General features: G+C 72.3%; 15 protein-coding genes and 1 tRNA gene. 10 read left to right on the plus strand and 6 right to left on the minus strand.

The genetic code is table 11. From position 1 onward, the window contains the following. Positions 1 to 6 precede the first annotated feature (6 nt). Positions 7 to 687, plus strand: a complete 681-nt coding sequence (locus tag AB0D31_RS14760) for a GDSL-type esterase/lipase family protein (RefSeq protein ID WP_362721978.1) — start codon at positions 7 to 9, stop codon at positions 685 to 687. A 104-nt stretch (positions 688 to 791) separates the two neighbouring features. Here the strand turns inward: AB0D31_RS14760 and AB0D31_RS14765 are convergent, their stop codons facing one another. Then, positions 792 to 1,685 (minus strand): MBL fold metallo-hydrolase, encoded by an 894-nt coding sequence (locus AB0D31_RS14765; RefSeq protein ID WP_362721981.1) that lies wholly within the window; start codon positions 1,683 to 1,685, stop codon positions 792 to 794. Positions 1,686 to 1,817: 132 nt separating this feature from the next. On the opposite strand from AB0D31_RS14765, the gene AB0D31_RS14770 reads away from it, so the two are divergent. Then, the gene (locus AB0D31_RS14770; protein ID WP_362721983.1) at positions 1,818 to 2,732 is read left to right on the plus strand and encodes an AraC family transcriptional regulator; all 915 of its coding nucleotides are present in this window, start codon (positions 1,818 to 1,820) and stop codon (positions 2,730 to 2,732) included. A 147-nt stretch (positions 2,733 to 2,879) separates the two neighbouring features. Here the strand turns inward: AB0D31_RS14770 and AB0D31_RS14775 are convergent, their stop codons facing one another. Continuing rightward, positions 2,880 to 3,788 carry an NADP-dependent oxidoreductase gene (locus tag AB0D31_RS14775; RefSeq protein WP_362721986.1) on the minus strand — a complete coding sequence of 303 codons (909 nt, stop codon included), beginning with the start codon at positions 3,786 to 3,788 and terminating at the stop codon, positions 2,880 to 2,882. Positions 3,789 to 3,949: 161 nt separating this feature from the next. On the opposite strand from AB0D31_RS14775, the gene AB0D31_RS14780 reads away from it, so the two are divergent. From AB0D31_RS14780 to galE, 3 genes are all read left to right on the plus strand, one after another. Further along, positions 3,950 to 5,293 (plus strand): LuxR C-terminal-related transcriptional regulator, encoded by a 1,344-nt coding sequence (locus AB0D31_RS14780; RefSeq protein WP_362721989.1) that lies wholly within the window; start codon positions 3,950 to 3,952, stop codon positions 5,291 to 5,293. A 382-nt stretch (positions 5,294 to 5,675) separates the two neighbouring features. Then, the gene (locus tag AB0D31_RS14785; protein ID WP_362721992.1) at positions 5,676 to 7,409 is read left to right on the plus strand and encodes a bifunctional 3'-5' exonuclease/DNA polymerase; all 1,734 of its coding nucleotides are present in this window, start codon (positions 5,676 to 5,678) and stop codon (positions 7,407 to 7,409) included. A 351-nt stretch (positions 7,410 to 7,760) separates the two neighbouring features. After that, a complete protein-coding gene (galE, locus tag AB0D31_RS14790; protein ID WP_362721994.1) occupies positions 7,761 to 8,759 on the plus strand; it encodes a UDP-glucose 4-epimerase GalE in 999 nt (332 codons plus the stop codon). A gap of 109 nt (positions 8,760 to 8,868) precedes the next feature. Here galE and AB0D31_RS14795 read toward each other — a convergent pair whose 3' ends face one another. Then, a complete protein-coding gene (locus AB0D31_RS14795; RefSeq protein WP_362721996.1) occupies positions 8,869 to 9,516 on the minus strand; it encodes a histidine phosphatase family protein in 648 nt (215 codons plus the stop codon). A 215-nt stretch (positions 9,517 to 9,731) separates the two neighbouring features. On the opposite strand from AB0D31_RS14795, the gene AB0D31_RS14800 reads away from it, so the two are divergent. The 5 genes from AB0D31_RS14800 to AB0D31_RS14820 all read left to right on the plus strand — a co-directional run bounded on the left by AB0D31_RS14800 (position 9,732) and on the right by AB0D31_RS14820 (position 14,472). Continuing rightward, positions 9,732 to 11,189: a GH1 family beta-glucosidase gene (locus AB0D31_RS14800; protein ID WP_362721999.1), complete on the plus strand. Its 1,458-nt coding sequence runs from the start codon at positions 9,732 to 9,734 to the stop codon at positions 11,187 to 11,189. 180 nt (positions 11,190 to 11,369) lie between these two features. Continuing rightward, a complete protein-coding gene (locus tag AB0D31_RS14805) occupies positions 11,370 to 12,602 on the plus strand; it encodes an MFS transporter (RefSeq protein ID WP_362722159.1) in 1,233 nt (410 codons plus the stop codon). Between the two features lie 327 nt (positions 12,603 to 12,929). Then, positions 12,930 to 13,292: a DUF4333 domain-containing protein gene (locus tag AB0D31_RS14810; RefSeq protein ID WP_362722161.1), complete on the plus strand. Its 363-nt coding sequence runs from the start codon at positions 12,930 to 12,932 to the stop codon at positions 13,290 to 13,292. 621 nt (positions 13,293 to 13,913) lie between these two features. Then, positions 13,914 to 14,234, plus strand: coding sequence for a hypothetical protein (locus tag AB0D31_RS14815; protein WP_362722002.1), 321 nt, complete (start codon positions 13,914 to 13,916; stop codon positions 14,232 to 14,234). Between the two features lie 7 nt (positions 14,235 to 14,241). Further along, a complete protein-coding gene (locus tag AB0D31_RS14820; protein ID WP_362722005.1) occupies positions 14,242 to 14,472 on the plus strand; it encodes a hypothetical protein in 231 nt (76 codons plus the stop codon). 200 nt (positions 14,473 to 14,672) lie between these two features. On the opposite strand, the gene AB0D31_RS14825 is transcribed toward AB0D31_RS14820, so the two are convergent. The 3 genes from AB0D31_RS14825 to AB0D31_RS14835 all read right to left on the minus strand — a co-directional run bounded on the left by AB0D31_RS14825 (position 14,673) and on the right by AB0D31_RS14835 (position 16,902). Further along, entirely contained in the window at positions 14,673 to 15,251 is a 579-nt protein-coding gene (locus AB0D31_RS14825) for an ABC transporter permease (RefSeq protein WP_362722008.1), read from the minus strand. A gap of 730 nt (positions 15,252 to 15,981) precedes the next feature. Next, positions 15,982 to 16,560 carry an ABC transporter permease gene (locus AB0D31_RS14830; protein ID WP_362722010.1) on the minus strand — a complete coding sequence of 193 codons (579 nt, stop codon included), beginning with the start codon at positions 16,558 to 16,560 and terminating at the stop codon, positions 15,982 to 15,984. 268 nt (positions 16,561 to 16,828) lie between these two features. Next, positions 16,829 to 16,902 (minus strand) — tRNA-Thr (locus tag AB0D31_RS14835). Between the last annotated feature and the right edge of the window lie 13 nt (positions 16,903 to 16,915).

Here is a 16,915-nt window from a genome sequence, read left to right on the forward strand (position 1 = left end):
ACCCCCATGCGTTTTCTCTTCGTCGGTGACTCCATGACCATCGGGTGCCCCGGCGACTTCACCTGGCGCTACCGCATGTGGCGCCACCTCGAAACGTCGCTGCACGGCGCCTACGAGATCGTCGGGCCGCGCACCGCGCTGTACGACCCGGCGGCCGGGGCGCCCGTCTCGCACGAGTACGCCGCCCCCGACTTCCCGGCCGCGGCCCGCCGTCACCTCGCGGGCTGGGGCGAGGGCTGGCTGCACATGGCGCCGCTGATCGGCCCGGCCGTCGCGGAGAGCCGGGCCGACGTCCTGCTCGTCTCACTCGGCCTGATAGACCTCGGGTTCTACACGGACGCCGAGCAGACCGCCGCCAGTGTGCGCGCGTTCGTCGCGGGCGCGCGCGCCGCCAACCCGCGGGTACGCATGGTGTGTCTGCCCGTCATCCCCAACATCCGGGCCCGCGACGACGCCCCGTTCGCCGCCGAGGTGGACCGCTTCAACGTGCTGCTCGCCAAGGCCGTCGCCGACCTCGACACGGCCGCCTCGCCGTTGCTGCTCGCCGCGGTCCCCGACACGTACGACATCCGCACCGACACCTACGACGGTACGCATCCGAGCCCCGGCGGCGAGCACAAGCTGGCGGCCGCCTTCGCGGGCGCGCTGCACGGCGCCTGGGAGATCGGCGCGCGTTACGCGCTGTAGGAAGCAGCCCGGGCCGCGTTACGCGCTGGGGGGGGCCGCCAGGCCGCGTTACGCGGTGCATGACGCCCACCCCGCGCTACGCGCTGAATGACGCCCACTCCGCGTTACGCGGTGCAGGAGGCCCACGCCTGGACCGCGAACCGGCTTCCCTCGCGGCGCACTTCGACGGCGCCGGGCCCGCCGAAGTGCGCGGGCACGACGAGTTCGCGTTCGTCGGCCGCGCGGCCCAGGATGCGGTGGCGGGTGGCGGCGGCCAGCGTCTCGTCCTCGCAGAAGCAGCTGTTGTGCGTCGGATGAGCGATCTGCACGGGGCTGTGCAGCAGGTCGCCGACGAACACGGCCCGCTCGCCGCGCGAGGCGAGCCGCAGCACGGACGAGCCCGGGGTGTGCCCCGGCGCGGCCTCCAGGACGAGGTTGTCGTCGATGCGGTGCTCGCCCTCCCACAGCACGGCCTGCCCGGCCCGCACCACGGGCGCGACACTGTCCTCGAAGAGTTCCACGTCGTCCACGCGCAGGTCGCGGCCGTTGGCCGGGTCGAAGTGGGCGTGGTCGGCGGCCGGCATGAGGTAGGTGGCGTTGGGGAAGGCGGGCACCCACGCGCCGGGGCCCGCAGCCACCGTGTTCCAGCCGACGTGGTCGGCGTGCAGATGCGTGTTGACGACGACGTCGACGTCCTCGGGCCGCACCCCCGCGGCCGCCAACTGGCCGAGGAAATCGGTGTTCCGGTGGTGGAACATCGGCATGCTGGGCCGCTCGCGGCCGTTGCCGACGCCGGTGTCCACGAGCACGGTCCGCCCGCCGCTGCGCAGCACCCACGTTTGCAGGGCGCCGATCCACTGGTCGCTGTCGCGCTCCCAGAAATGCGGCGCGAGCATCTCCTCTTCCGCCTTCCACGCCTCGATCCCGGCCTCGGGCACGATGGCTCGGGCGGACCCGAAGGTGCCCTCCCACTCCACGACCCGGATGATCTCGACCTCGCCCAGCGTGATGCTCCGCATGCCCTGCCGCCTTCCGCTCACTGTCCGTCGGTACGACTCTAGACAGCCGGCATGAGACGCCCAATGCTCTCTCGGCTCACCTGAATACGCGAACGCCTCACCGGCTCGACGCGTCACCGCTAGGCTGGCCGCATGGACCTGGTGAGCGACGCGATCTCCGCGGTACGGGTGGGGCGGCCCTCCTCCACCAGGCTGCGGGTGGGCGGCCGGTGGTGCGCCCGGCTCGACCCGTACGAGGGCGCGGGCTTCCACGTCGTCCTGGAGGGCGGCTGCTGGATGCTGACCGAGGGCGGGACGGCGCTCGCCCTCAACACCGGCGACGCGGTGCTGCTCCCGCACGGCAGCGGACACGTCATCGCCGACCGCCCCGCGGACACGGCGACCCTCGCCCGGGCCGTCGACTTCGCCCAGTGGTCCCGCACCGCCGCCGCCAACTCCGGTGCCACAGCAGGCGATACGGAGCTGCTGTGCGGCAAGTACCGCCTCGACCGGCGCCACACCCATCCCCTCCTGGCCGACCTGCCGGACGTCGTGCACATCCCGAACCGGGCCGGCCGCCACGACGAACTGCGCGCCGCCATCGACCTGTTGGGGCGTGAGGTCGGCTCCGCCCGGCCGGGCGCGGCGATCGCCCTGCCGAGCCTGCTCGACCTGCTGCTCGTCTATCTCGTCCGGGCCTGGATGACGGACAGCACCACCTCGCGCTGGCCCGCCGCGCTGCACGACCCGGCGGTGGCCGCCGCCCTGCACGCCCTGCACGAGGACCCGGCGCGGCCCTGGAGCAACGACACCCTCGCCGCCCAAGTGGGCGTGTCCAGGGCCACGTTGGCGCGCCGGTTCACCGCCCTGGTGGGGCGCGCGCCGATGGCGTACCTCACCTGGTGGCGGCTGACCCGGGCGGCGGCGCTGCTGCGCACCACCCCCGACGCGCTCGACTCCATCGCCCGGCGCGTCGGCTACAGCACCCCGTACGCCCTCTCCCACGCCTTCAGCCGGCAGTACGGCACGACGCCGGGGCGCTATCGCGCGGGGGCCGTGGCGGGGTGAGCGTCACGGGGTGAGCCGCGTGGGGTGAGCCGCGTCGGGTGAGCCGCGTCGGGTGAGCCGCGTCGGGTGTGCCGCCGGAGCGAGCCTTCACGGCTTCCCCCACGGCTTCCCCCACGGCTTCCCTCATGGCTTCCCTCATGGCTTCCCTCACGGCTTGAGGACGAGCTTGCCCTTGACGTGACCGCCCTCGCTCAGCTCCAGGGCCTTCGCCGCGTCGGCGAGCGGGAACGTCTCGGCGTGACGGACGCGGAGCCTGCCCGCGGCCGCCAGGCGGGCATGGCCGGTGAAGACCGGACGCGGGTCCCGTGCGATCTCGCCGCTGAAGACGACACCGAACTCGGCGGCGCCCGTGTCGGCGATGGTGACGATGCGCGATGCGGTGCCGCCGCGCAGCGCGACCGAATCGGGCAGCGCGCCCTTGCCGGCCGCGTCATACACCGCGTCGATGCCCTGAGGGGCGACCTTGCGCACCCGCTCGACCAGGCCGGGCCCGTACGCGACGGGGATCGCGCCCAGCTCGCGCAGGAAGGCATGGTTGTCCGGGGCAGCGGTCCCGATCACCGTGGCCCCCCTGGCCACCGCGAGCTGCACGCCGACCGAACCGGTCACCCCGGCCGCTCCGTGCACCAACAGGGTTTCACCCGAGCCCAGTTCGAGCAGGTTCAGGACCCGCTCGGAGGTCTCGCCCGCGATGGGCAGCGCGACGGCCTGCTCCCAGGACAGCGCGGCCGGCTTGCGTACGACATGGGTGGCCAGGGCGTACTCGGCGTACGCGCCGGAGTCGGCGTGCCCGAACACCTCGTCACCGATCGTCAACTCCGTGACGCCTTCGCCCAGTTCCGCGACGACGCCGGCCAGTTCCAGACCCGGGACGGCCGGGAAGTCCACCGGGAACTGCCCCTGCATCCAGCCGTTGCGGACCTTGTAGTCGACCGGGTTGACGCCCGCCACGATCACCTTGACCCGCACCTGGCCGGGGCCCGGGCGCGGCGTGTCCCGCTCGCCCAGGGCCAGCACCTCGGGCCCGCCGAACCGCTCGTACACGATCGCTTCCATCACAGCACTCCTCGCATCGTTCACCACGCCGGCCTCGGCGGCCTCTGCGTCCTGACCTCCACCCTCCGCCGCCACCGGGCCCAACAAGGCCCGTCTTACGGCTGGTTCGACCTGGCCGAAGGACGGGGCACGGACGGCCGCGCCGACCGTACGCTGGGGCGATGGAGCCCCGCACGAGCCGCAGCACACCCCGCGCCGTCCCCGGCAAGCCGATGCCTGCCCACCCGGCCATGGCCCCCGCCGCCCTCGCACTCGCGCTCGCCCGGGCCGCGGAGCTGGTGTGCGGCCCGATGAACGAGATCCTGCCGACGCTCTCGGCGGCCATCGCCCCGCTCCTCTCGCACACGGTCGCCGCCGAGCTCTCCGGGCACTGCAGCCACTCGCCGTTCAAGGTGCACGGCGAGGCGGCGGCCCGGGGGATCACCGCGGCCGACCTCCAGGCGCTCGGCGCGCTCGTCACACCGGGCCACGTGTGGCAGGGTGCCGCCGTGCTCGGCGGCACGGAACGGGACGTGGTCGCCGCCGCGAGCGAGGCCGCTCCGATGGCCGGCCGGCCGCCGCTGCTCGTCCTCGTACGCACATCGCCGGGGCCCCCGCTGGGCGAAGCGGACGCGGCGACCGTGCAGCACCTGTGGGACCTGGCGACCGGACACCGCGCCCGCATCTACATCGAGGCGGTGCCGGGCGCGCTCGCCCAGTCACGGGCGTCCGCGGCCGAACGGGCCCGCGTCATCACCGAGTTGGGTGAGGCACACGAAGCCACCCTCACCGCCCTGCTCGGGGTGTTGCGCAGCCGGAGCCTCGACGACCGGGCGGCCCGGGACCGCGCCGTCGACCTCGCGGGATCCGCGCTGGTCGCGCTGCGCGCCACGGCCGACCGCGACCAGAAGCTCACCGAGGAACCGGCGGCCGAAGCCTTCACCCGGCTCGCCGACTCCCTGCACCCCCTCTTCCGTCACTGCGCGATGCGCCTGGAGCTCGCGCCGCCGGAGGCGGAGACCGCCGAGACGGCCGTACCGGCCGACGTCGCCCACCTGGCGCGCGCCGCGGTCCGCACCCTGGTGCTCGCCATGACCGCGCAGGACGGCGTGCACCGCATCCACGTCCGCTGGCGGATCGCCGACTGCCACCTGGTCGCCGCCGTACGGGACGACGGACCGGGCGAGTCGGCGCGCGCCGCGCTCGACACCCGCCGGGTCGCCCAGCGCCTGGCCGCGCTCGGCGGCACCCTCGCCGTGGACGCGCTGCCCGGCTGGGGCACCACCGCCACCGTGACCCTGCCGCTCGGCACCGCACCGGGTCCGCGCGCCGAACCGCTGGCCGGCCTGCACCCGCGCGAGACGGAGGTACTCGGCCACCTCGCCCAGGGCCACCGCAACCGGACGATCGCCGAGGCGCTGCACATCAGCGAGTCGACGGTGAAGTTCCATGTCGCGAACATCCTGGCCAAACTGGGCGTCAGCTCACGCGGCGAGGCGGCGGCGCTGCTGCACGCGGTGGCGTGAGTGCGGGGCCGCGGGGACGCGTGGCCCTGTGCGCCAGGCCCCGGGAGCGCGACGCCGAGCTGCCCCACCCGCCACGCCCCGCAAGCGCGGCTCGGCGCGTAGCCGGCGACCCGCGGTCCCACCCCTGAGGACCCAGGGCCGCGGCGGCCCCGTGCGACCCCGGCGAACCGCGGACGCGCCCGGCCGCGGTGGCGGGCCATTGGCAGTGACGGGCGGTTGTCAGTGACGGGCGGTTGTCAGTGACGGGCGGTTGTCAGTGACGGGCCGTCGTCAGTGACGGGCGGTTGTCAGTGACGGGCCGTCGTCAGTGACGGGCCGTCGTCAGTGACGGGCCGTCGTCAGTGACGGGCCGTTGTCAGTGGCGGGTGCCAGACTCGATCGCGTGGACGAACGGTGGGATCGGTGGGCCATCGAGGCGACCGAGGGCGGCGGGGCACGGCTCGCACCCCTCGGGGACGACGGGCTGCCGCTGGGCGAGCCGCGCGAGGAGCCCGACCTCGCGGCAGCCGTCCTCGCGCGCCCGCACGTCGGCCGCTGGGTGTGGCGCTCCACCGCCGAGATCTACCCCCGGCTGCTCGCCGCGGGCGCCCGCATCGAGCGGTGCTACGACACCGAGGACGCCGAGCTGCTGCTGCTCGGCCACGAGGGCCGGTACGGCGAGCCCCGCTCCGCGGCGGCCGCGTGGGCCCGGCTGCGCAACCGGCCCGTGCCGCCCGACCCACCGCCCAGGGCCGCCGAGCCGGGCTCGCAGTCCTCCCTCTTCGAGTTCGAGCCGCGCTCCACCGCCGACCTGCCCTTCGCGGCGCTCCTGGAGGTGTACGCGGATCAGCAGCGCCGCCACGACCGTGCCGAGCACCCCGCCAGGATGCGGCTGCTGACCGCGTCCGAGTCGGCGGGGATGCTGGTCGCCGCCGAGATGCACCGCTCGGGGCTGCCCTGGCGCGCCGATGTGCACCGCGAGCTCCTGGACGAGCTGCTCGGCGAGCGCTACGCGAGCGGGTCGCCGCGCACCGGGGGCGGCGGCGAGCCGCGCCGTCTCGCCGAGCTCACCGACCAAGTGTCGGCGGCCTTCGGGCGCCGGGTCAGACCGGACCTGCCGACCGACGTGGTGAAGGCGTTCGCCGAGGCCGGGATGCGCATCAAGTCGACCCGCCGCTGGGAGCTGGCCGAGCTCGACCACCCGGCGGTCGAGCCGCTCATCGAGTACAAGAAGCTGTACCGGATCTGGACCGCGCACGGCTGGAGCTGGTTGCAGGACTGGGTGCGCGAAGGCCGCTTCCGCCCGGAGTTCACGCCGGGCGGCACGGTCAGCGGCCGGTGGACCACCAACGGGGGCGGCGCCCTGCAGATCCCCAAGGTGATACGGCAGGCGGTCGTCGCGGACGAGGGCTGGCGCCTGGTCGTCGCCGACGCCGACCAGATGGAGCCGAGGGTGCTCGCCGCGATCTCCCGCGACCCCGGCCTGATGGAGGTGGCGGGCCACGACGGCGACCTGTACACCTCGCTGTCCGACCGGGCGTTCTCCGGCGACCGCAACCACGCCAAGCTGGCGCTGCTCGGCGCGATCTACGGCCAGACCTCGGGTGACGGCCTGAAGAACCTGGCGGCACTGCGCCGGCGCTTCCCGCTCGCGGTGGCGTACGTGGACGACGCGGCGAAGGCCGGCGAGGAGGGCCGCCTGGTCCGCACCTGGCTCGGCCGCACCAGCCCGCCGGCGCTCGGCGCGGGCGAGGCCGACGAGGCGGGCATCCCCCAGGACACCGAGCCCCAACCCGGCGCGGCGGGCGGCGAGTTCACGTATGGCTACGCCTCGCGCGACGCCCGGGCGCGGGGCCGCTTCACGCGCAACTTCGTGGTGCAGGGCAGCGCCGCCGACTGGGCGCTGCTCCTGCTCGCCGCACTGCGCCAGGCGATCACCGCGGCCGGGCTCCGGGCCGAGCTGGTCTTCTTCCAGCACGACGAGGTGATCGTGCACTGTCCCGCCGACGAGGCCGACACCGTGGCGAAGGCGATCCGCGAGGCCGGCGAGCTGGCCGGGCGGATCACCTTCGGGGACACACCGGTGCGGTTCCCCTTCACGACGGCGATCGTGGAACGCTACTCGGACGCGAAGTAGCCCCGGCCGCCCACCACCCCCGCTGCTGAACCGCCCCGGCCGCCGGCCACCCCCGCAGCTGAACCGCCCCGGCCGCCGGCCACCCCGCGCCCTACCGCTCAACCACGCCACACCCACCCGAGCCGAACCACCCCGGGCACGCGTCACCACCCGGGCCGAACCTCCGCCCCCGCGTCCATAGCCGTCCATAGCCGTCCATAGCCGCGGACCTCCTCAGCGCCCAATCAGCACCAACCACCACCCCAGGGGCCCCCTGGGAGAACCCTTAGGGTGACCTGCGTGCCGAAGCGCATGAGCGCCGGCCGGCTCTCGTTGAGGGCGCCAAGGCAAGCAAAGACAAGGGGAGGAACCATGAAGATTCTTATTGCGGGTGGCGCCGGTTTCATCGGCAGTACTATCGCCTCGGCCTGTCTCGACCATGAGATTCAACCGGTCATCCTGGACAACCTCGTCACTGGTCGTAGTGAGTTCGTTGAGGGTCGAGTCTTTTACGAGGGTGACATCAGCGATGGCCAGATTGTCGATCGAATCTTCTCCGACCATCCAGACATCGACGCGGTAATCGACTGTGCCGCGCTTATCGTGGTGCCCGACTCGGTCTCGGATCCCCTCAACTACTACCAAGCGAACGTAGCCAAGGGTATCCAGTTCGTTGAGCACGTCATCCGTAGCGGCTGCCGTAAGTTCCTGTTCAGTTCTTCCGCTTCCATCTACAAGTCGGACCCGGCGACATTCTCCGTGGACGAGAACTCGCCTCTGGAGATCAGCAGTCCTTACGCCCGTACGAAGGCCGTCTTCGAAACGATCCTTCAGGACATCGCGGCCGCGGACATGCTGCGGGTCACCTCGTTGCGTTACTTCAACCCGATCGGCGCTGACCCGCAGCTGCGCACTGGGCTTCAGATCCGTCGGCCCACTCATGCGCTGGGCAAGATGATCGATGTCCATCACGCTGGCGAATCGTTCACCATCACCGGTACTGATTGGCCTACGCGTGACGGCTCCGGGATCCGCGATTACATCCACGTGTGGGACCTTGCACAGGCCCACATCAAGGCATTGGTGCATTTTGACGATGTCACCCGCGACACTTCGTACCGCGTGATCAACCTGGGTACCGGCCAGGGCACCACGGTGCGTGAGCTCGTTACGGCATTCGAGTCAGTGACCGAGGAGAAGCTTCCGGTCAGGGAAACGGGACGTCGCCCCGGGGATGCAGTCGGGGCCTTCACGGCCAGTACCCTCGCCGAGGAACTGCTCGACTGGAAGGCCGAGTTCACCATCGAAGAGGGAATTCGTGATTCGCTTCGCTGGTATGCAAAGCGCGATTCCGTTCTTGGTGGTGAGTGAGGTCCCCTCAGCGCCGTAGGCCCTGTGGTCCCCTCAGCGGGACGGCCCTCAACGCGCACTGCTCGGTGGCGAGAAGGAGCTCCCACCCCGCCCCGCCCCGGGTGCCCGCTCACACCGCGAACTGCCCGAACTCGGCCGTGAACTGCTCGGGGTATCCGGTCCACTTCAGCGCGGCGGGCAGATGGGCCATGTCGTTGTAGAGCAGGACGGAGGCGGGCCGGCCGGGGGCGTACCGGATGACGGTGAGGGCGGCGTTGCCGTGGTTGAGCCCGGCCCAGCGCCAGCCGGGTGCGTCGAGCGCGGCACGCACCAGCCAGCCGATGAGGAACGTGTGGGTGACGACGAGCTCGTGGCGCGGCTCGGTCCCCTCCACGGGCCCGGTGCACCGGGCCACCGCCTCCTTGAGGAGCGCGTCCCCCAACTCCCGCTCCCCCGGCTCGGGATCGCCGAGGAATCCCAGGATGCCGTCGGCGTGGGCGGGCGGGAGTTCGGCCCGCTGCGGCCAGTACGGTACGTAGTCTCCCGCCCAGGCGGCCTCCGCCGGGGCCACCCCGTCCAGCTCGGCGGCGATCAGCCGTGCGGTCTCGGCGGCCCGGCCCAGCGGGCCGTAGTGCACGGCGGCCAGCGGCGCCCCGGCGAGCCGCCGCCCGAGCAGCCCGGCCTGGCGCCGCCCCGCCTCGGTCAGCACGGGCCCTTCGTGGCCGGCGTCGCCGTGCCGGGCGAGGTAGAGGTAGCGGGTGGCGGTGGGCTTCTGCACGGTCGTACTCCTCGGGAGTGGGCGGACACCATCTGACATCCGATATCCGATATCGGACATCGGTCGCGGGTCGCCGGTCGCCGGCCATCGGCCATCGGACACTCCCTACACGCGAGTTACCGTACGGACGGTTGCCGTGACCGCCCCGCCCCGCGAACATGAAAGTTGTTCACTTTCCATTGACAGGGCCCATCACCGGGCCCAAAAGTTCCCCCATGACGCCGCCCACGCAGCCGCCCATACCTCCTCAGCCGTCCCTGCCGCCGCTGCCCGCCTTCCCGCCCGGTTTCCTGTGGGGCGTGTCCGCCTCCGCGTTTCAGATCGAGGGGGCCGTGGACGCCGACGGGCGGGGGCCTTCGGTGTGGGACGCCTTCACCAGGGAGGCGGGCCGCATCAAGGACGGTTCGCACGCGGACGTGGCCACCGACCACTACCACCGCTACCGCGAGGACGTCGCGCTGATGGCCCGGCTCGGCGTCGGCGCCTACCGGTTCTCCCTCTCCTGGTCGCGCGTGCAGCCGACGGGCGCGGGCCCCGTCAACCAACGGGGGCTCGACTTCTACGATCGCCTCGTCGACGAGGTGTGTGCCGCCGGGATCGCCCCCGTACCCACCCTGTTCCACTGGGACACTCCGCTCGCCGTCGAGGAGCGCGGCGGCTGGCTGGAGCGGGACACGGCCGAACGGTTCGCCGCGTACGCCTCGGTCGTCGCGGAGCGGCTCGCCGACCGGGTGCCGCGCTGGATCACCCTCAACGAGCCGGCCGAGGTCACCCTCCTCGGGTACGGGCTCGGCGAGCACGCCCCCGGCAAGCGTCTCGTCTTCGAGGCGCTGCCCGCCGCGCACCACCAACTCCTCGCGCACGGCAGGGCAGTTGAAGCGCTGCGGGCGGCCGGTGCGCGGGAGATCGGGATCGCCTCGTCGCACAGCCCGGTGTGGACGGCCGGCGACACGGACGAGGACCGGGGCGCGGCCGAGCTGTACGACATGCTCATGAACCGCCTCTTCGCCGACCCGATCCTCACCGGCGCCTACCCGGACGAGGGCTTGGCGTCGCTGATGCCGGGCCCCGTGGCCGAGGATCTGAAGGTGATCGCCGCGCCTCTCGACTGGTACGGGATCAACTACTACAACCCGGCGCTGGTGGGCGCTCCGAGGCCGGACGCCGTCACCAGCCTCGCCGGGATCGCGCTTCCGCCGGATCTGCCGTTCGGTCTGTACGAGATCGAGGGCCGTGAGCGGACGGATTTCGGCTGGCCCGTGGTGCCGGAGGGGCTGCACGAGTTGCTCGTCGCCTTCCGCGACCGGTACGGCGATGCGCTTCCCCCGCTGATGATCACCGAGAACGGCTGCTCGTACGGGGAGGGGCCCGACCCGGCGGCCGGGGGCCGGGTGGCCGACGCCCGTCGGATCGCGTACCACGACGGCCATCTGCGCGCCCTGCACCGGGCGATGGCGGACGGGGTCGACGTGCGCGGCTACTTCATCTGGTCGATCCTGGACAACTTCGAGTGGGCGGAGGGGTATCGGCAGCGCTTCGGCCTGGTCCACGTCGATTACGACACCCTGGCGCGCACGCCGAAGGATTCGTACGCGTGGTACCGGGATGTCATCCGGCACAGCCGTACGGGCTCCCGGGACAGCCGTACGGGCCCGGACGGGGAGGCTCGGTGAGTGCGGAGCGCGGGACTGTCCACGGGGAGGCTCGGTGAGAGCGGTGCCCGGGACTGTCCACCGGGGCGCGCGGTGAGTGCGGAGTCTGAGACAGGGGTCCTGGACGCACCGGCGGAGGGTACGAAGGGCACGCAGGGTGTGGTGGGCGCGGAGGGTGTGGTGGGCGCGGAGGGTTCGGAATTGGGCCCGGGCTCGCAGAGGGAGCCGGGCGGGCGCTGGGTGGGGGCACTCGCGCTGGCCAACCTCGGGGTGTGGGTCGGCTGGTTCGGCCCGCTGCAACTGCTCCTGGCCCGCCAGGCAGAGCACTTCGCGCCCGACCACAAGGCCTCAACGCTCGCTCTGGTCACGGGAGTTGGCGCGGCGGTCTCCATGGTGGCGAACCCGGTGTTCGGCGCGCTGTCCGACCGTACGACGGCGCGGGTGGGACGCCGGATCCCGTGGGTCGTGGCGGGCGGAGCGGGCGGGGTGGCCGGATTGCTGGTCCTGGCGTGGGCGCCGAACGTCGCGGTGATGGCGGCGGGCTGGTGCCTGGTGCAGCTGGCCCTGAACGCGTCGTTCGCCGCGTTGACGGCCGCCGTGCCGGACCAGGTGCCGCATCGCCGCCGCGGGCTGGTGGGCGGTTGGCTCGGCGTGTCCCAGGTGGTCGGCATTCTGGTGGGTACGGCGCTGGCGACGGTGGCGGGCGGCATCGCGGCGGGCTATGCGGCGTGCGCGGCCTTCTCGCTCCTGGCGATCGTCCCGTACGTACTGATGCGCAGGGATGCCGTGGTGCTGCCGGGGGCTCACGTTCCTTTCCATTGGCGGGAGTTCGTGCAGTTCGTGCGGGGCTTCTGGATCGATCCGCGCCGCTTCCCGGACTTCGGGTGGGCGTGGCTGACCCGCTTCCTGATGAACCTGTCGTACTCGATCAGCACGATGTACCTGCTGTACTACCTGTCGGACGCGGTGCACTACGCGGGCGACGCGGGCACCGGGGTGCTCATCCTGACGGCGCTCGACGCGGTCACGCTGCTCGGTACGGTGGTGATCGGCGGCATCTGGTCGGACCGTACGGGCCGGCGCAAGGTGTTCGTGGTCTGGTCCGGGCTCGTCATCGCGGCGGCGACGCTGCTGCTCGCGGTATGGCAGACATGGACCGGAGCGGTGGTGGCGTCCCTGGTGCTCGGCGTCGGATACGGCGTGTACACCGCCGTCGACTTCGCCCTCCTCACCGACGTCCTGCCGAGCGCCGCCGACCGCGGCCGGGACCTGGGCGTCATCAACATAGCCAACGCCCTGCCCCAGGTCCTGGCCCCGGCGATCGCGGCCCCGATCGTGACCCACCTGGGCGGCTACGGAACGCTGTACGCGCTGGCGGGGGCGATCGGGGTGGGCGGGTCGGTGTTGGTGGGGCGGATCAGGGGGGTGCGGTGAGGGACGTACGGTGGCGGGCCGGTGGGTCTGGTGGCGCCGGGGCGCTGGCGGCGCCGGGGGGCCGGTGACCCTGGTAGGGCCAGTGGGCCTGGTGGCCCGACGCCCTGGTGGCCCGAGGCCCTGGCGGCCCGGTAGAACCGGTGGCGCCGGCGGACCAGTGACCCTGGTGGCTCTGGGCGCCCGTGGCCCTGGCGGCCCGGTGGTGCCGGTGACCCGGTGGCGCTCGGCACCGCGACGGTACGCTCCTCCGGTCATGCCGACCGCCCGCTTGCCCTGCTTGGCTTGCTTTGGCTTGCCTTGCGCCGGGCCGCCGACCAGGAGTTCTCGATGCTCACAACCCGTATGCCCACAGGCATATCGTTCCTCGCCGCCGTCACCGCCGTCGCGGCAGGCACGCTGCTTCTGGGCTGCTCGGCCTCTGTCGAGGTAGGCAGGTCCACGCCGAAGCTGTCCGCGGCGAAGGTCGCCGACACTGTCGCGGAGAAGCTGGCCGCCACGACGGGGCAGCCGAAGCCCCATGTCACCTGCCCCGAGGACCTTGTGGGCAAGGTCGGTACCACCTCGCGCTGCACCCTCACGGCGGACGACGGAAGCACCTTGGGCGTGACGGTGAAGGTGACGTCGGTCGCGGATGATCAGGTCAACTTCGACATCAAGGCCGACGAGAGGGGTTCGCCCCCGTCGAACTGACTCGATCTGCGGGCGGTTGGCTTGGGCCGGCAATGGCGCCGGCGCCGGCGCCATTGCCGCCACCGGCGTCCATCCGAACTCCCGCACCAAGCGCCCCAGTTACCTCTCCCTGCCGGGACCTCCCCGGCGGGCCCGGCGAGAACCTTCTGAGTTACTGCGGTCGCCGCGCCGCGCCGCGCCCCGCACCGGGCCGACTGCGGAACGGCCCGTGCTTCCAGCACTGCGCGGTCCACGCCGGCACGTACAGCAGATACGCGGTGTCGCACTCGCCACCACCCGCATCCTCCGTGTGGTTCCCCTCGGGTACGGAACGTACAGCGAGGTCTCCTTGATGGGGTGTCACCCGGACGGACAGTCACGGCTGGTCAGCCCCTCAATCCGTTGATCACTCATCGCGGTGATCAGCTCTTCGGCGCAGAACCTCGGAGCGGCTCGGAGTTCCCCGGCCCTGAGAATCACTACGTCGGAGGGAATTCCCGTGGGCAACCATTTCCAGGCCCGAACCGTCGCCACCCTCGCCACAGCCGCCGCACTCGCGTCTTACCCCCTTCGCCGGCATACGCCGGCGCCGTCGGCACCGCGCCCGTAGCGTCCTTCGACTACGGGGTCGGAGGGGTCACCATGAAGATTCCGACGGGCTGCATGTTCACCCACATCATCCGCGGTGGCGGCAGAAGCATCACTTACCAGAACGCGGGCGTGGACTGCGGATTCGTCGGCGCCCTCAATGCCGGTTTCTGCAACTGGCGCATCGACTTCAGCTACGCGGACACCAACAACAGGACGTACCGCACCTCGCGCGGCAGAACTCACTACGAGTGCAAGGTCGACCCGATGAGGAACAACGGCCCGCAGAAGCTCCCCCACTACGGCAAGGCGTGCGCCCACCTCAATGTCAACGGCGCACGGCGGGTTGTCCAGTGTCACCACATCACCAAGTGAGCCGCACATGACCAGCGATCCCACCCCGCGCGACCCCGCCTGGGAGGGCAAGCGCCGCCGTGCCGGCATCCTTGCCTTCGCCGTCGGCGCCGCGGCGACCTTGGCATTCTTCGCGTTCTTCCCGGGCCTCCCCCACGTCGTCGACTGGGGAGCGGTCCTCCTCGCGCTTCTCGTCGGTGCCACCGCCCGCTGGGCGTGGCAAGCCCACGTCACCAAGAAGCACGGGGGCGCCGGGTAGCCGGCCACCGGATGGCCATCGGTATGCCGCTGGTTGGCCACTGCCGACCGTAAACGGGGGCGAACGACGGGCGGCAGCCTCGCCTGGGCGGGCCTCCGGCTCCCGCCCGGAACCGCGGGCCACGTCGTCTCCGCCGCCGGCACACCGCCTCCGCCGGCCAGTACAGCTAGGACCGCCTACCCCCTGCCCCCCTGCCCCCCCTACGCCCCCTCGCGCCGCATGGTCCGCCAGGTGACGGCCACGGTCGCGGTGGTCGCCAGTGTCAGGGAGCCGAGGGTCACGGCGGCGAGGGTGGGCGGGTTCAGGTGTAGCCCGACCTGCGCGGAGGTCGTCTGGGACAGGCCGGACGCCATGGCGGTCAGCGGGGCCAGGGTCACCAGGATGCCCAGGGCCGCGTACACGGTGACGACGAGGAACGTCTCGGCGACGGAGACCATCAGGAGCTGGCGTACCGTGCCGCCGGCCGACTTCATCACGGCGAAGTCGCGGCGCCGGCCGTGCGCGGTCATGGCCATGCTGTTGGCGACGGCGATCCCGCTGTAGCCGACGGTGATGACGATCAGCATGACGGCCAGGCTTTCGGTCAGCTTCGCGTCGGTGGCGTAGTCGTCGAGTGCGAACCGCACCGCGTCGTGCACTGCCGTGCCGGACACGACGGAGGCGGGCTTCGATTCCGCCGGGACGAAGATGTCGTCGGTGAGTGCCGCCGGGTCGTGCTCGCGTACCAGTTGACGGGGCAGCACGAAGTCGCCTCGGGCGGGGTTCGCCCGGCAGGACACGGGCGATGCGCACCTTCGCCGTGGCGCCGTCGGCGAACCGCACCGCGTACTCGTCGCCCGCCGTCACCCCGAGGAAGTCCGCCGTCTTCTCGCCGAGCACCGCCTGGCCCGGCGTGTTCCAGCGGACGTCGCGTGAGCCGAGCGCGTCGATGAAGGTGAGCGTGCCGTCCTTGTCGCGGACGAAGGCCCGGATCGGCAGTGCGGCCTTGCCCACCGGGTTGGCGGCGACCACCTCGTCAGTGTTGCCCGGGGTCTTGTCCGGGGCGTCACGACGACCTGTCCCGTGAGCTGGAGCGCGTCGCCCGCCGGGTACGCCACGCGCATCGTGTCGACCATGCCGCTGAGCAGGACTGCGAATCCGACCGCCGCGATCACCGGGGCCGCGAGGGACGCCGCCCGGCGGGAGTTGGCGCTCAGTTCCGCCCCGCCCGTACCAGAAGCGCGGTGGCGGAACGGAGCCTCGTGAAGGGCGTGGTGAGCGCCCGTCCGACGGGGCCGACGAGCACCGGGGCGAGCAGTGCTGCCGCCACGATGAGCACCATGGTGGCGAAGAGCGCCAGGGTGACCCGGGTGCCGGCGCCGGCCGTGGCGGCCCGATCGCGAGCACCACGCCGAGGCCGAGTACGGTCAGTGCGCCGATCCAGCGGGGGCGGCTCATCGTTGCGCTGTTCGCCCGGCTGTCCAGCAGCGCCTCGATCGGCGCGACCCGTGCGGCCGTCCGGCCGGCCGACTAGGCCCCCAGGACGCTGACGCTGACGCCGACTCCGATCGCGGCCGCCGTGAGCAGCGGCCACATCGTCACCTTTACGGAGAGTTCGGGCGGTGTCACGTCGAGGCGCTGCAGGATGGTGCGGAGCAGCGGAGCGGCGGCGACGCCGGCCACGCAGCCGGCCGACGCGCCCAGCAGACCGATGAGGGCCGCCTCGCCCAGGATCATCCGGCGTACCTGGCGCGGAGAGGCACCGATCATGCGCAGCAGGCCGATCTCCCGGCGCCGCAGCACGGTCGCCAGGACCAGCATGGACGCGACCACGAACACGGTGGTGAACAGGCCGAGCATGGCCATGGCTCCGATGAGCTGGGTGCCGAGGAACCGCTTGTGCTCCACGTATGCCGGCTGGAGTGCGGCGCGGGCCGCGCCGGAGACCACTGTGCCCTGGTCGCCCACGGCGCGGACGGCCCGCGCCTTGATGGCGTCGGCGGACGTGCCCTGGTCGGTGAGGAGTGCGAGGGCCCCGACGCCCGGCTGCTGCCGCGCGGCGAAGCCGTCGGTGAAGTAGTAGCCCGGCCCGTCGACGGTGCCGACCACACGGAACTCGGTACGGCCCTGGGTGATGTTGACCGTGAGGGCGTTCCTGCGGGCGGGACGCGGCCGGAGGCCGTGCGCGCCGCGAAGGAGAGCGTCCCTGTCGGCGCGGAAACCGCGCCCGAGCCCTGACTGCGGCGGGAACTGGGACGGGGGCTGGGGACGGATACGGGGACGGGTGACCGCCGCCCGCCCGTGCGCGGCACCGCCGACGTATCCAGCAAAAGCAAAAGCCCCAGGTCACGGCGAGTGAGTCCTGGGGCTTCCACAGAGCCGCCTTCGGGATTCGAACCCGAGACCTACGCATTACGAGTGCGTTGCTCTGGCCAACTGAGCTAAGGCGGCACCGCTCTGCGCA

Source organism: Streptomyces sp. NPDC048361, assembly GCF_040651795.1.
In the GTDB taxonomy this organism is placed as follows: domain Bacteria; phylum Actinomycetota; class Actinomycetes; order Streptomycetales; family Streptomycetaceae; genus Streptomyces.